Annotated in this window: 12 protein-coding genes; 6 read left to right on the top strand and 6 right to left on the bottom strand. The window is 68.3% G+C overall.

Annotation, left to right across the window (positions count from 1 at the left end):
- Positions 1 to 119 precede the first annotated feature (119 nt).
- Positions 120 to 2441, bottom strand: coding sequence for an ATP-binding protein (locus NJ1_RS30800; RefSeq protein WP_067701315.1), 2322 nt, complete (start codon positions 2439 to 2441; stop codon positions 120 to 122).
- Between the two features lie 116 nt (positions 2442 to 2557).
- Here NJ1_RS30800 and NJ1_RS30795 point away from each other — a divergent pair, with 116 nt between their 5' ends.
- The 4 genes from NJ1_RS30795 (at position 2558) to NJ1_RS38475 (ending at position 7499) form a co-directional block, all read left to right on the top strand.
- The gene (locus NJ1_RS30795; RefSeq protein ID WP_067701312.1) at positions 2558 to 4618 is read left to right on the top strand and encodes a SpoIIE family protein phosphatase; all 2061 of its coding nucleotides are present in this window, start codon (positions 2558 to 2560) and stop codon (positions 4616 to 4618) included.
- The gene (locus NJ1_RS30790) at positions 4597 to 5013 is read left to right on the top strand and encodes a response regulator (RefSeq protein ID WP_067701309.1); all 417 of its coding nucleotides are present in this window, start codon (positions 4597 to 4599) and stop codon (positions 5011 to 5013) included. The genes NJ1_RS30795 and NJ1_RS30790 overlap by 22 nt, the downstream gene beginning before the upstream one ends.
- A 421-nt stretch (positions 5014 to 5434) precedes the next feature.
- Complete coding sequence (locus NJ1_RS30785; RefSeq protein ID WP_067701306.1) at positions 5435 to 7066, top strand: ABC-F family ATP-binding cassette domain-containing protein; 1632 nt, start codon at positions 5435 to 5437, stop codon at positions 7064 to 7066.
- A gap of 184 nt (positions 7067 to 7250) precedes the next feature.
- Complete coding sequence (locus NJ1_RS38475; protein WP_084479034.1) at positions 7251 to 7499, top strand: helix-turn-helix domain-containing protein; 249 nt, start codon at positions 7251 to 7253, stop codon at positions 7497 to 7499.
- Positions 7500 to 7625: 126 nt separating this feature from the next.
- Here the strand turns inward: NJ1_RS38475 and NJ1_RS30780 are convergent, their stop codons facing one another.
- The 4 genes from NJ1_RS30780 to NJ1_RS30765 form a co-directional block, all read right to left on the bottom strand.
- The gene (locus tag NJ1_RS30780) at positions 7626 to 8585 is read right to left on the bottom strand and encodes an MvdC/MvdD family ATP grasp protein (protein WP_067701303.1); all 960 of its coding nucleotides are present in this window, start codon (positions 8583 to 8585) and stop codon (positions 7626 to 7628) included.
- 9 nt (positions 8586 to 8594) lie between these two features.
- Positions 8595 to 9083, bottom strand: coding sequence for a hypothetical protein (locus NJ1_RS30775; RefSeq protein ID WP_067701300.1), 489 nt, complete (start codon positions 9081 to 9083; stop codon positions 8595 to 8597).
- A 236-nt stretch (positions 9084 to 9319) separates the two neighbouring features.
- Positions 9320 to 9736: an acyl-CoA thioesterase gene (locus tag NJ1_RS30770; RefSeq protein ID WP_067701296.1), complete on the bottom strand. Its 417-nt coding sequence runs from the start codon at positions 9734 to 9736 to the stop codon at positions 9320 to 9322.
- A 158-nt stretch (positions 9737 to 9894) separates the two neighbouring features.
- A complete protein-coding gene (locus NJ1_RS30765) occupies positions 9895 to 10317 on the bottom strand; it encodes a cupin domain-containing protein (protein WP_245717664.1) in 423 nt (140 codons plus the stop codon).
- A gap of 176 nt (positions 10318 to 10493) precedes the next feature.
- Between NJ1_RS30765 and NJ1_RS30760 the strand changes: the two genes are divergently transcribed.
- Positions 10494 to 11006: a MarR family winged helix-turn-helix transcriptional regulator gene (locus tag NJ1_RS30760; protein ID WP_067701290.1), complete on the top strand. Its 513-nt coding sequence runs from the start codon at positions 10494 to 10496 to the stop codon at positions 11004 to 11006.
- Between the two features lie 156 nt (positions 11007 to 11162).
- Positions 11163 to 12644, top strand: a complete 1482-nt coding sequence (locus NJ1_RS30755; RefSeq protein ID WP_218025290.1) for a bifunctional phosphatase PAP2/diacylglycerol kinase family protein — start codon at positions 11163 to 11165, stop codon at positions 12642 to 12644.
- 63 nt (positions 12645 to 12707) lie between these two features.
- On the opposite strand, the gene NJ1_RS30750 is transcribed toward NJ1_RS30755, so the two are convergent.
- Positions 12708 to 14344: hydroxysqualene dehydroxylase (locus tag NJ1_RS30750; RefSeq protein WP_067701284.1), on the bottom strand; the 1637-nt coding region annotated here is incomplete at its 5' end.

The raw sequence follows: 14344 nt of genomic DNA, 5'->3' as shown, positions 1-14344 counted from the left end.
CGCGATGACGCGCGTGTCCGCACGCGGTGACGATAACGCGGTCGACTGTTTGCTCAATCGCCGCGCCAGACAGCATATCCGGAGCGCGCGATCGCGTGTGGAGTGTGGGGCGTGTGGAGTCAGCCCTCGCTCGCGGGTTGCTGCTCCGGTTCGGGCGCGAGGGTGAACCACACCGTGGTCCCCAGCCCCGGTTCCGAGTCCAGCCACAGACGGCCACCGTGCCGGGTGATGATCCGCTCCACGATTGCCAGCCCGGCGCCATGGCCGCCGCCGTGTGCGCCGCGCGGGTGCAGGCGGCGAAACAGGCGCAGCACTTCCTTCTGATCGCTGCCCGGAATGCCGATGCCGTTGTCGGCGACGAAGTACGCCGGTACGCCCGAATCCTGGGTGACCGCGCCCACGGCGACCTCACGCGGATCCTCGGCGCGGGCGTACTTCGCGGCATTGACCAGCAGGTTGATCAGCACCTCCTGCAACCGGTCCGGGTCCGCGGCCACGATCACGCCCGGCTCGGGCAGGGCCAACACGATGCGCTGCTCGTCGAGCCTGGGGCCGGCGATCTCGAGCGCGTGTTCGGTCGCCCGGCGCAGATCGAGGGTGTCGCGGCGCAGTTCGGCGCGGCCGAGCTGCGCGAAATGCAGTAGCGAGTTGATCAGCTCGTCCATCCGTTTGGCCAGACCGCGAATGGTGTCCAGACGGCGCACGGTGACCGGGTCGAGGTCGTCCGCGGCATCTTCGGTGATGAAGATGGCCGAGTTGGCAATACCGCGCAGCGGCTCCTTGAGCTCGTGCGCGGCAGCATGGGCGAAGGTGTGCAAATCGTCGTTCAGTCGGCGCAATTCGGCATTGAGCGCGGCCAGCCGGGCGCTGTGCCGCAGCACCACCTCGGTGACGGCGTTCCCGAACTCCTCGGCCACGGCCACGTCCGCCGCGGTCCACGGCAGGCTGTGGCCGCTCACGGTGGCTCGGTACACGGCCGATGAACCGCGAGGGGTCAGTCGTTCGCCGTGTGGACCCAGCCGCACCGGAATCGACGGATCGGTGGCCCAGGTACGCGAGGTGGGCCGTTCGCGGCGCAGCCACACGATCAGGTCCTGCGTGCCGTTGACGCCCAGCACCAGCGCGCCGCACAGCCCGGGGGACAGCCTCGCCAGGTCGGGATCCACGTCACCGAGGCAATCGCTGCTCCAGACCTTGCCGGAGCCCAGCGGTGGGAGGTGCCGGCGCAGCGTGTCGAGAAGTTCGGCAGAGACCAGTTCGGGCGCACCGGCCACCAGGGTGGTGTCCCCGTCGACCGACAGCGCCACCGCGTCGGCATCGACCAGCTCGCCCAACAGCTCACCATTGGCCGACACGGACGCGCCGATATCGGCGTCCAGCGCGGTCACCAGACGCGACAACGCCTTTCGGGCTCGCTGTCGTGCCTCGGCGAACTCGGAGTCCTGCAGGGCGGCCAATTGCAGCGACAGCATCACGCCGAAAAGCTCACAGGCCGAGCGGATCTCGGGTGTGAGCCGACGCGGGCTCAGGCCATGACAGGCGATGAGCCCCCACAGCTGTCCGTCGCGCAGCAGCGATACCGACATCGACGAGGCCACCTCGATGTTGCGCAGGTACTCGAGATGGAAGCCGGACACGGTGCGCAGGGTGGAATCGGACAGATCCAGCGGCCTGCCGGTGTGGGTGAGCACCGGTGGGACGAGGGCAGCGGTGGCGTCGTCGACGTCGTCGATCACGCGAATCCAGTTGCGCTCGTACAGGGTGCGCGCTTGGGGTGGGATATCGGTGGCCGGAAACCACAGGCCGTACCAGGGCTCGAGGCGTTCGGACACCGATTCCGCGATCACCTCACCGGGGCCGTCGCGGCCCTCGAAACGATAGGCCACGACCCGGTCGTAGCCGGTCAGTGCCCGAATCTCGGAGACCGCGGTCGCGCACACCTCGAGCACGCCGCGCCCGTCCTGCAGGCGGGTCAGGGTGGCGCGCAGGCTCGGATAGAAGCGGGAGAAGGTGAACGGGCGGGTGGAGGGAGCGGGTTCGAATTCCAGGACCCGAAGCTCGTCGGAGCGGTACACCGTGACGTCGAATTCGGCATCGCGCACGGTCAGCACCGTCAGCCCGCGATCGCCGGTGGGCGCGGCCAGGGTGGATTCCAGCGCGGCGACGCCCTCGGCGCCGATCAGCGCCTCGATCGGGGAGCCGAGCAGCGAGTCCGGTGAAACACCCAGCACGTCTTGGCAATTGGCGCTGGCGACCGCTACCGCGCCGGCTTCGTCGAGCGCGAGCAGCGCGCCGTAGGACTGGATACCGCCCAGCTGGTGGATGGGCTCGTTGAGGCAGACCGACAGATCGAAGCTCGGCCCGGCCGCCGCTTCGGCAAGCCGAGCGCGTTCGTCGAGCTGCCAGCCGCCGTCGGTCGCCGGATCCGCGGATCGATCCACAGGCACACCTTCCCCGCAGGTGGCTCGTCGAGCGAGCCGAGCGAACACCATGTCGAGGCGGGACCCTACAGTAGGTGTCGGGTGTCCCGGACTCCCGGAAGGGAGTGTGTGAGCGCATGGAACAGCCGTCATGGTCGACCCTGCTGCACGGGTGGTGGTCGAGTCTGCACGAGGCCGACGACCCGATCCCCGCGCTGCTGTGCGGCCTGCGGGACCGGCCGGATGTGGAGGCGGCGTTCAGCCTGGACGGTCCCGGGTCCTCCGGGCGCGCCTGGGCGGATGCGGACGGAATCCACCTGTTCACAGACGAACTGGCGACGGAGCTGAACAGCGAGATCGCGCGCCACACCGCGCATGCGGCCGCTGCCGGCACGACGGCGGGCCTCGCCCCGGATCGCGAGCAGATCCCCGCGCGCAGACGCGACCGACCCGACGATGGTGTGGGATCGAGCGGTCCGTCGCCCGAGCGGTCCGATCCGGGACCCGGTTCGTTCCAGGTGGGTGCCGCCGGACTCGGACCGCTCGTGGCAACCGGCCGGGCCCGTGCCGGGGCACACGTCGTTTCCGCGAGTTATCGCCGCGATGGCGGCGGGCGCGCCGTCATCGGTGTGATCACCGCCGGGCCCTCCGCCGCCCGGGTGGTGGGAGCCGTAGGCCAGGTGCGCGATATCGCCGCGGCCACGGACCGCAGGCGCGCCGAGCGTTCGGCGCTGGGCTGGCGGCAGGTACAGGACGCGATCCTGGCCGAGGCGTCGCTGCGAATGAGCTCATCCCTTGACATCGATGACACGCTGCGGGCCATCGTGCGAATGGTGGTGCCCGCGATCGCCGACGGCGCGGCCGTGCACGTCGAGCGCGACGGCCGATTGAAACCGGTCGCGGTCGCGCACGTCGACGCTCGCAGGGAGCGCCGGTTGGCCGAGTATCTGCGCGAAGGGCGCTGGGCGGGAAGCGTGTCGGTACACGGTCTCGACAGCACCGGGGAGGATTCGGCCCGGCCCCGGCCCGCCGACCTGCCCGCGGACGCCAACCTCGACACCATGGCCACCATGGTGCTGCGCGCGCACGGGCGAGAAGTGGGATTGCTCAGCGTCTTTCAGCGGCACGGCTCGCCCCGCCGGGTGACCGCGGAGTTCCTGCACAATCTCGCCGGTCGCGCCGCCTTGGCCGTGGACAATGCCGCCCTGCACGAACGCCAGCGCCGCGACGTGCTGCAGCTGCAGCAGCATTTGCTGCCGGGCATCCTGCCCACCGTCGAGGGGATCGAGATCGCCTCCTCGTACCGGGTGGCCGAGAACACGCTCGATGTCGGCGGTGACTTCTACGGCGCGGTCGTGGCGCCCGATGCTCGGCTGCACGCGGTGATCGGCGACGTGTGCGGACGCGGCGCGGCCGCGGCGGCGTTGACCGGACTCGCCCGGCACACGGTGGAGACTCTGCTCACCGCGGGGCATTCGGTCGAGCGGGCGTTGCACGCGCTGAACGCGAAGATGTTGCACGAGAAGATCACTCGCTTCCTGACTCTGGCGGTGGCCAGCCTGAGCGTCGAACCCGGCGGCCAGGACTGCCGCGCGGAGATCTTCGCCGCCGGGCATCCGCGGCCGCTGGTGATTCGGCGCGAGGGGCAGGTGGAGGAACCCGCCTGCTCGGGTCTGCTCGTCGGACATTTGCCCGAACTCTCCCTCGAGCCCGCCACGGTCCGGCTGCGTCCCGGCGATACCGTGCTGCTGTACACCGACGGGCTGACCGAGGCGCGCGACGACGACGGGCTTTTCTTCGAACCCGAACTTCCCGCTACGCTCACCCGGCTGCGCGAGCTTCCGCCCGCGCAGCTGGCGCGGACGCTGACCGCGGGAGCAGGTCGATTCCGCGTGCACGACGATGCGGCCGTGCTGGTCCTGCGCCATCTCGGCCCGGTCGTCCACGACGCCACCGTCGAACTCGAGAACGTGGTCGAGACCGCGCTGGACGCTGTCGGGAGACTGCGCGGCGACGCTGAAAACACCACCCTGCCGGTCGATTTCACCGAACGGCTGCGAGCGTGGCAGGCCGACGGAATCACCACGGCACATCTGCGCGTCTGCGGCGACGCCGCGTGGACGCGCCTGGACATCACCCCCGCGGGACCCGAGCGCGCTACGAACGGAGGCTCGGCATGGGCCGAGATGACCAGCTGACCGAGCAACTCGTGCTGCTCGTGGAGGACAGTGACGAGGACCGTGAAGCCATCGAACGCGCGCTCCATGCCTCACATCCGCATCTGCGGCTGGAATTCGTCATCGATGGCCATGCCGCGCTGACGCGCCTGCGCGATGAGACGCGGCCGCGGCCGATGCTGGTCTTCCTCGATCTCAACATGCCGGGTATCAGTGGATTGTCTGTGCTGGAACGGATTCGGGCCGATGCCGCCCTGGCCGACATCACCGTGGTGGTGTTCACCTCGTCGACCACCGCCGACGACATCGAACGCTGCTACGCGGCGGGGGCGGACAGCTATATCTACAAGCCGGTGGACTTCGCGCTGTTCCGTACCGTGCTGCAGGGCGCGGTCGATTACTGGACGGCTGCCTAGGCTCGCGGCCGGTACACCCGGGAGATCGGTCCTCCGATCGACCGGCTGTACCTGCCGAACCGTCGTGCCCGGCGCCGAGGTCCTGGACTGCGCTCGGTGAGGAGATCGTGCACGGTGCGGTGACAGGAGACCCACAGTCCGGCATATGAGTGTTCGGATCCGCCGGGAAGCGGTCGATGAACTGGGCGGAGTGAATCGGTCGATCTGTGCTGTTTCGGGTTCTCCGCTGTGCGCACGATATCCCGGCCCACATCGGGACCCGGTGCCCGCGTGAAAGGGAATCCGAGCAGGTAGGGCCCCCGGAGGGTGCCCCTGACCTCGGGGTCTCCGTTGCTCGAGATAAAATCGGTGGTTCTTGCCGTCTGGACGACGCAGAATCGCTCAGTTATCGATCAGCACCCACGCGTACGAGGAGAGATTTGTGATCACCGCGACCGACCTGGAGGTCCGGGCCGGAGTCCGCACCCTGCTGACAGCGCCCGGTTCGGCGCTGCGGGTGCAGAGCGGCGACCGGATCGGTCTCGTCGGCCGCAACGGCGCCGGGAAGACCACCACGCTGCGGATCCTCGCCGGTGAGGGCGAGCCGTATGCGGGCAAGGTGATCCGGTCGGGTGATCTCGGGTATCTGCCACAGGACCCCAAGGAGGGCAACCTGGACGTGCTCGGGCGCGACCGGGTGCTGTCCGCGCGTGGCCTGGACACGCTGCTGCGCGATATGGAGAAGCAGCAGGCGCTGATGGCCGAGGTGGCCGACGAGAGCGCGCGGGACCGGGCGATCCGCAAGTACGGACAGCTCGAGGACCGTTTCTCCGCACTGGGCGGATATGTCGCGGAGAGTGAAGCCGCTCGCATCTGCAGCAGTCTCGGGCTGCCGGATCGGGTGATGAGCCAGCAGTTGCGCACCCTCTCTGGTGGTCAGCGTCGCCGAATCGAGTTGGCGCGCATCCTTTTCGCCGCCTCCGACGGCAGCGGCGGCAAGTCCGACACGGTCCTGCTCCTGGACGAGCCCACCAACCACCTCGACGCGGACTCGATCACCTGGCTGCGCGGATTCCTGCAGAACCACGACGGCGGCCTCATCGTGATCTCCCACGATGTGGATCTGCTGGCCGACGTGGTGAACAAGGTGTGGTTCCTGGACGCCGTGCGCGGCGAGGCCGACATCTACAACATGACCTGGCAGAAGTACCTCGACGCCCGGGCCACCGACGAGCAGCGCCGCCGCCGCGAGCGCGCCAATGCGGAGAAGAAGGCCGGCGCGCTCAAGGTGCAGGCCGCCAAGATGGGCGCCAAGGCCACCAAAGCCGTTGCGGCACAGAACATGCTCAAGCGCGCGGAGCGAATGCTCAGCGAGGTGGACGAGATTCGGGTGTCCGACCGGGTGGCCAAGATCCGGTTCCCCGAGCCCGCCGCCTGCGGCAAGACGCCGCTGATGGCCAAGAATCTCACCAAAATGTATGGCTCGCTGGAGATTTTCGCCGGTGTCGACCTGGCGATCGACCGTGGCAGCCGAGTCGTGGTGCTCGGGCTCAACGGTGCGGGCAAGACCACGCTGCTGCGACTGCTCGCCGGCGCCGAACAGCTCACCGCGGGCGCCATCGAGCCCGGCCACGGTTTGAAGGTCGGCTATTTCGCGCAGGAGCACGACACCCTCGACGATCACGCGACCGTGTGGGAGAACATCCGGTACGCGGCTCCCGATGCGGGAGAACAGAATCTGCGCAGTCTGCTCGGCGCGTTCATGTTCTCCGGACCCCAGTTGGATCAGCCCGCGGGCACCCTGTCCGGCGGTGAGAAGACCCGCCTCGCCCTGGCCGGACTGGTGTCCTCCGCCGCGAACGTCCTGCTGCTGGACGAGCCCACCAACAACCTCGACCCGATCTCGCGTGAACAGGTGCTGGACGCGCTGCGCTCGTACGCCGGTGCCGTGGTGCTGGTTACGCACGATCCGGGTGCGGCCGAGGCGCTGAACCCCGAGCGCGTCATCATGCTGCCGGACGGCACCGAGGATCACTGGTCCCAGGACTATCTGGAGCTCATCCAGCTCGCCTGAGCACGTCCCGTTTCGCTCGGCGCCACACCGCTTTCCGGTGTGGCAGCCGGTCCGCAGCCGCGAAAACGGTCCCGGAAACGTCCCGATTGAGTAATTGGTGACACCGATCACACCGTTTCATTGATCACAGCCCTCCGAGTCTCTAACCTGGAATGAGGCGCCACGGCGACTCGGAGGAAGCCCCATGAGTGACAGGCCCGCACAGGGAAAATCCGTATTGGGTAAGGGCACGCGCGTCACGGGAAAGTCGCGAGACCGCTTGCAATCCCAACTCAAGAAGCAGTACGAGGCCGGAGCCAGCATCCGGTCCCTGGCCCGGGATACCGGGAGATCGTACGGCTTCATCCACAATGTGCTGGTGGAGTCGCATGTGCAACTCCGCAGCCGAGGCGGCGCGAACCGCCGCAAGGCTGCCAAAGCCGGTAGCAAGTAGCAGATCCCGGCTCTCGGGGGGACTTTCGCGGCCAGGTCCGCGGAACCCCCGGGTTCGGGCCGTTCCACCCTCGGGGTCCGATCGCTTCGCGAATCAGACTGCGGCCGTTGGCCGATGACGATGCCGTCAGTGCGTGACGGTGCCGTCACCGTAGACCAGCAGGTTCGACAGGCTCTCGAATATCGGCATGCCCGTCTTGATCTCCAGATAGGCGAACTGCCCCTGCGGGTTCACCTCCAGGAAGTGGAATTCGCCGTCCCGGCCGACTCGCAGGTCGACCACGCCGAAGGCGAGCCCGAGGGCGCCCATCAGCGTGGTCATCGACTTGCTCACCGAGGCCGGTAACCGGTCCGGCGTGAACGCCACCGCGGTGTCCAGTCGCGAATCCACCCGTCCCACACCGGATTGCGAATCGATCCGCACCGTCCACTCGATGCCGTCCACCCACACCACCCGCAGATCGCATTCGGCGTGGATGTAGTCCTGGAACACGGTGGGGGAGTTGCGAATCGTGCCGAGGCGATCCAGATCGGCGGCGGTCACCAGGCGGGTTTCGGTGAACGCGCCGCGTACGGTGCCGATCCGCTTGAAAACCACGGGGCCGGGCCGGGATTCGATGAACGAGCGCGCTTCCTCGGCATCATTGGTGATCAGCGTCTCCGGCACCGAGAAACCCGCGCGGTACGCCGTCTCCAACTGCACGATCTTGCGACCGGCGGTGCGGTCCGCGCCCGGATCGTTCACCCACAGTGCGGGAATCGACCACAGCAGACCCTGCAGGAAGGCGTCGGATTCGGCTTGACGATAGGCATCGTCCTCGGCGCGGGCGCTGCGGGGTACCGCACAGGGTTGCGGTCGCCGCCACCACACCGAGGTGACGTCGTCGAGTCCGAGCACGTGCGACAGGGAGCGGTAGCTGCCGTCCTCACCCAGGCGGAAAGTGCCGTTCTCACGCGGGAAGTCGCGCATGTCGATGCGAAGAGCATTGAGCGCGTGATGCTTCCGCAGCGTCGAGGCGAGTGCGTCGCCGTGCAGGTCGTCGGCTTCGGTGACGATCAGCACCGAGCCCGTGGTGCGGGGGGTCATGCGGGTTCGTCAGTCCAGGCTGTCGCAGGCGATGCCGTCGTCGCTGCCGTGCAGTGAGCGGGTCTGGCAGCACGTCATGGTGGCGCCGCCCGCGCCCGGATGCGGGGTGAGTTCCAGTCCGCGAGCCCAGGTTTCGGTGAGCCGCCGCAATTCCTCGTCGCCGCGCGCGGGGCTGAGTTCCTGGGCGAGCGAGAGCGGCCGTTCGGTCAGTTCGATCCGGCGGCGCTGGGTGAAGTCGGCGGTGGCGCCGTTGCGCAGGCGCACCAGGACCGGGCGGCCTTCGGAAACGTCCCGTGCGGAAACGTCCCGTGCGGAAACGTCCGGCGCGGCGGCGTCCCAATCGGTCAGATCGAGAACGTCGGCTCGGCAGAAGGTCCAGGTGCCGTCGCTGACGCGCACGCTGATATGTCTCTCGGTGGCTGCGACGAGATAGCCAGGTAGTGGCGGAGCGGCTGCGGTGAGGGTGGTGGATCCGGGTCGGTGCAGGGCGCCAGTCATGCTGAACTCCGATCTGCTCGGGATTTGCTGAGGGGCCGAGCGTGATCTGAATCATATCCCGCGACCGGGCGTATTCGGTTCGCAACGAGAGATTTCAACCGTCCCGGCAAACTTTGCCTGGATAACGGAAACCGCTACGGCCGAGAGTTTTTCGCCGTGAGTTCAGCTGGGCTGCGACCGTGGCAACCGAAAGTGCGGAGCCGGCGGGTCGCGACGCACGATGGCCCGCCCCATGATCAGAGGCCGAGTACCTCGGGGGATTCGGCGATCTCGCGCAGCCGCCCACCCGGATCGGTGACGAGTTTGCGCAGGGTCAGATCCATGATTCCGCCGACCACGTCGATCTGAGCAGACACCGTGCCGTCGATCTTGCTGATGAGCTGATGCATGCGGAAGGTCTTCCCGCCCAGCCACTCGAACTCGCAGCTCACCGTCACCTCGTCGCCGCCGTGCAGTTCGCGGAAGTACTTGATGGTGTTCTCGAGTACGACCGGTCCGATTCCGGAGCCGATCATCTTCTCCTCCTGCACCCCGGCCGCCCGCAGCAGCTCCCAGCGCGCGTGCTCCGCGTATTGCAGATAGACGGCCTGATTGAGATGGCCGTTGATATCGAGCTCATAGCCGCGGACGGTGACGGGAACGGAGAAAGCCATACAGCGAACAACCCGGGGACCTCCGGCGTCCATTCCCTGTTCACAGTGGTGTGGGGCACAGTGGTTCCGGTGCGGGCGGGCGACTGCCGGGCTATCCGCCGTCGGGTCCGCTCCGTCGATATTGCCGCGGATTGGCCTCGGCCGCATCGCGCTCCGGCTCAGCGACGGTTCGCGTTGCGCTCGGCCCACCACTCGGGAGCGTCGATGAAGTGGTTGTCGTATTCCTCCTGGGCGGCAGCCAGTTCGGTGAAGTCCGATTCGCCCTTGGCGATCCGGTCGAGCAACCGGAAGTAGCCGAAGCGCTCGACGCCGGGCATGAGGGCGATCAGGATCCGGGCCGAGGAGTCCGCGGTCGCGCCGAAGGCATGCGGCATGTGCTTGGGCACCACGATCGATCCGCCCGCACCGACGGTGACGATGCGATCCCCGGCCAGCAGCTGCAATTCCCCGTCCGCGACATAGAACAACTCGTCCGAGCGGGTGTGGAAGTGCGGGGCCGCGCCGTCCGCGCCCTGTGCCATCGACACCTCGAGGGTGCTGACCGACCCGCCCGTCTCGTTGGCGTCGATGAGAAGTCGCATGGTGACCGAGTCCGTGCCGAGGGTGATCGCCTCCTGAGGCTGGCGGATGGCGACCGGGCGGGCGGCGGTGTGATCGGCCGAGGCGTTGATGTCGAGGGCGTTCATGTCGAGCTCCGAACTGTTCGGTGATTGATAATTCGCTACCGAACTATATCTCAGCGAATAGAATGTTGTCCATGGGTGAGACACAACCGGACGCGGTGGACGCGATCGCGGCACAGTGGCGGCACGAACGGCCCGATCTGGAAGTGGAGGCGATGGCCATCATCGGGCGACTCGGCAGGCTCTCGCTCGTCGCCGGCAAGCGGATCGAAGCGGTGTTCACCGCCCACGACCTGCAGCGCGGCGAATTCGACGTACTCGCGACGCTGCGCCGCTCGGGTGCGCCGTTCGAGCTCAACCCGTCGGTCATGGCCGACACGCTCATGCTCTCGCGCGCCGGTATGACCGGACGCCTCGACCGGCTCGAACAGGCCGGGCTGGTACGGCGGATCGCCGACGCGGCCGATCGGCGGGCGGTGAAGGTGGCCCTCACCGACCGGGGCCTGGAACTGATCGATGTGGTGGTGACCGAGCACGTGGCCAACGAGACCCGGATGCTGTCGGCGCTTTCCGCGCAGGATCGACAGGAGTTGGATCGGCTGACACGGGCGCTGCTGACCGACCTCGAACGCGGGGAATCGCCGTGATCGCACCCGCGAACCGATCGGCGAAGCTCTCCAAACAGCCTGTGCCGCACGCTTTCGCGCTGACGCGATCGGGCGATGGGTAGGCTCGAGTCTGTGAGTGGTGTGGTGCGGCAGAAGTTTCGCGGTGTCGGTCGGTTCGATCGGACCCTGGGGTCGATGGTCGCGGACCTGCCACCCACCCCGATCGACGCGGGCCTGCTGCGGCTCACCGGCAGCGCCGACCACGGAATGCTGTGGCTGGGCACGGCCGCCCTGCTCGCCACGCGCAAGGGGACACTGCGCCGGGCCGGTATGCGCGGCGTCGTCTCCATCGCGGGGGCCAGTCTGCTCGTCAACGGCGTGCTCAAGCCCCTGGTCGCCCGACGCCGCCCCGCCGCGGACCTGCTGCCGGAGCACCGCCGGTTGGTTCCCGCGCCGCTCTCCTCGTCCTTTCCCTCGGGACACAGTGCCAGTGCGGCGGCGTTCGCCACCGCGGTGGCACTCGAAAGTCCGCGCACCGCAATGATTGTCGCGCCGCTGGCCGCGACGGTCGCCTATTCGCGGGTGCACACCGGCGTGCACTGGAGCTCCGATGTACTCGTCGGCGCGGTGGTGGGCGCGGGCGTCGCACTGGCGACCCGGCGCTGGTGGCCGGTCCGTGAGTCCGACGAGGCGCGGGCCCGATCGGTGCACGAGGTGCCCGCGATGGTGGACGGCAAAGGTCTTGTGGTGGTGGTGAATCCGGTCTCCGGTGACGCCAAGTACGACCCCACCGACGATATCGCCGCCGCACTCCCCGCCGCCGTGCTGCTGCGCACCCGACCGGATCTCGATGGCGCGGATCAACTCGAACAGTTCCTGGCCGAACAGGCCGAGCCGATGCTGGCGCTCGGCGTGGCCGGTGGCGACGGCACGGTCGGATCGGTCGCCGCGGTCGCGCTGCGACACGGGCTGCCGCTGGTCGTCATCCCCACCGGCACCCTCAACCATTTCGCCCGCGACCTGGGTGTCTACGACCTGATCGAGGTGGTCGACGCGACCGGGGCGGGGGAGGCCGTCGCGGTGGACATCGCCCAGGTCGAGTTCGACGACGAATCCGGCACCCGCATCAAGAATCTGATCAATACCGCCAGCCTCGGCACCTACCCGGAGCTGGTGCGCCTGCGGGAGCACTGGGAGAAGCGCTGGGGCAAATGGCCCGCGTTCGCCGCCGCCCTGGTCGTGACGTTGCGCAATGCCGAGCCGATCGAGATCTGCCTCGACGGTCGCTGGCAGCGGGTCTGGTTCCTGTTCATCGGCAACGGGCCCTACCATCCGCGCGGAGCCGTGCCCGCCTTCCGCGATCGGCTGGACTCGGGCCTGCTGGACGTGCGCTGGGTCCGGGCCGATGTGCGCTGGTCGCGCACCCGCGCGATCGTGGCGCTGGCCTTGGCCGCGATCGGCAACAGCAAGGTCTACGGCGAACGCCGGCTACCGGAGCTGCGGGTGCACCTGCCCAGCCCCGAGGCACTCGCGACCGATGGCGAAGTGGTCGGCTCGGCCACCCGCCTGCGCTTCTCCATGGCCGGTCGCCTCGCGGTCTATCGGCGAGACGAGTCGAATCCGCTCTGGGCCGATCGTTTCCGCCCGCACAATCGGCGTTCCCCCTGGCCCTCCTGACCCACGGGACAGCGGCGCCGGGCCGGCTCGAGCGCGAGCGGTGAGCCGTCCGACCGGATCGGCTCAGCCGAGCAGATGGGGGAGTCCGGCCCGATATCGCTGCGCGTCGACCTGCTTGAACGGTTCGAATACCGGCGGTGCGAAAAGCGGGAAGATCCTTGCTCGCTCCGCGCTGTCACCCGCCGCGTCGAGTACCGCGTTGGCGGCGGATCTGCCGGATTCGTTGGCGCCCTCCATGGTCGCCAGATCGATATGGGTGCGCACGTGGTCTCCGGCGAAGAAGAGATTCCCCACCGCGCACGCGGCGGTCGGCCGGTGATCGTAGGAACCGGCCGTATTAACCAGCAGCGGAGTGTCATTGGTCGCGGTCCCGCCGGACCAGTGCACGCCGGGGTCCAGAAACCAGGAGTGGATGTCCTCGTCGCGCAGCCAGCCGGTGGAGGTGTTGAGCCACATTTTCAACTGCGCCCAGACTTCCTGCGCCACCTCGTCTTTCGTGCACTCCTTGGCTGCCTTGCCGAACAGTATGCCGGGGCTGTCCCAGTCCGAGACGTCCACCGAGAGGCATTCGCGCACGGTGCCGTCGCCGTATCGGGAGCTGAAATCGCCCACCCACATCGGCGCCTGGCGCAGGGCGGTCAGCGCCCACGGCGAGCCGAGCGCGGCGACGTGTCCTTCGGGCAGTGCGGTCGGAGTGGTCAGGTAGTACTGGATGCCCACCATCCAGTCCACCTCCAGTTCCGCCATGCCCGCCAGGCTCGGGTCCAGGGTGAGGATGTCCTCGCTCAGCAGCGGCACCGTGCGTTCCACCGGCATCGCGCACACGTACCAGTCCGCCTGCACCGATCCCGCTCCGGTGACCGTCGCGGACACGATCCGCGCACCGTCGGTCCGGAATCCGACGGCCTTGGACCCCAGCACGAATCGCACGCCCCGGCCGCGCAGGTAGTCCACCCACGGCTCGATCCACGCTTCGTTGGTGGGGCGGTTGAGAATTCGATCCACTCCGCCCTGATAGCCCGGCACCAGTCCGGTTCCGGCCAGCACGAGCGCCTCGCCGATGGTTCCGATGGTGCGGGCGGAGCTGCGGTGGGGCTTGGCGGCGACGGTGATCCGGGTGAGCGCGTTGACCAGATAGTCCCGGTAGGCGGCGGATTTTCCTTCGGCCTGCATGACATCGGTCCAGGACCGGTACTCCCATTCGCCGAAGCGGCGTTCGGTGCAGCTGGTGAACCACCGCATCATCTGCTGGGTGAAGAACGCCAGTTCCTGGGGCGGCAATTGCGGGACGAAGCCCACCACACCCGAGATCGTCGAGCGAATGACCTCCGGTGTCAGTTCGGAGAGGCCGCCGATCTCCACCGGCAGGACGATGGGCGGCAGGTTCGGGAATCCGGCGGTGGTGGCCTCGACCCGGACCAGATTGTCCGCCACGCCATTGGCGTTGCCGGGGAACGGGATTCGGCGCATGGTGTCCGGAACGTGCTGATAGCAGCCGGGAAAGAAGCGGAAGCCGTGCTCGCCGGGCAGATCCATGCGCCCGCCGGCGGCGGTCCCGGGCACCGGCATGCTCCGGGCCTTGCCGCCCAGCGCCGAGGGTTCGTAGACGGTGACCTCGTAGCCGCGCTCGATCAGTTCGTGCGCGACGGTCAGCCCCGATACGCCGCCGCCGAAGACCGCGACCGTGCGCTCGGCACCCG

Source organism: Nocardia jejuensis NBRC 103114 (genome assembly GCF_001613145.1).
Classification (GTDB): domain Bacteria; phylum Actinomycetota; class Actinomycetes; order Mycobacteriales; family Mycobacteriaceae; genus Nocardia; species Nocardia jejuensis.
This window is presented reverse-complemented; position numbering and strand designations above follow the sequence as displayed.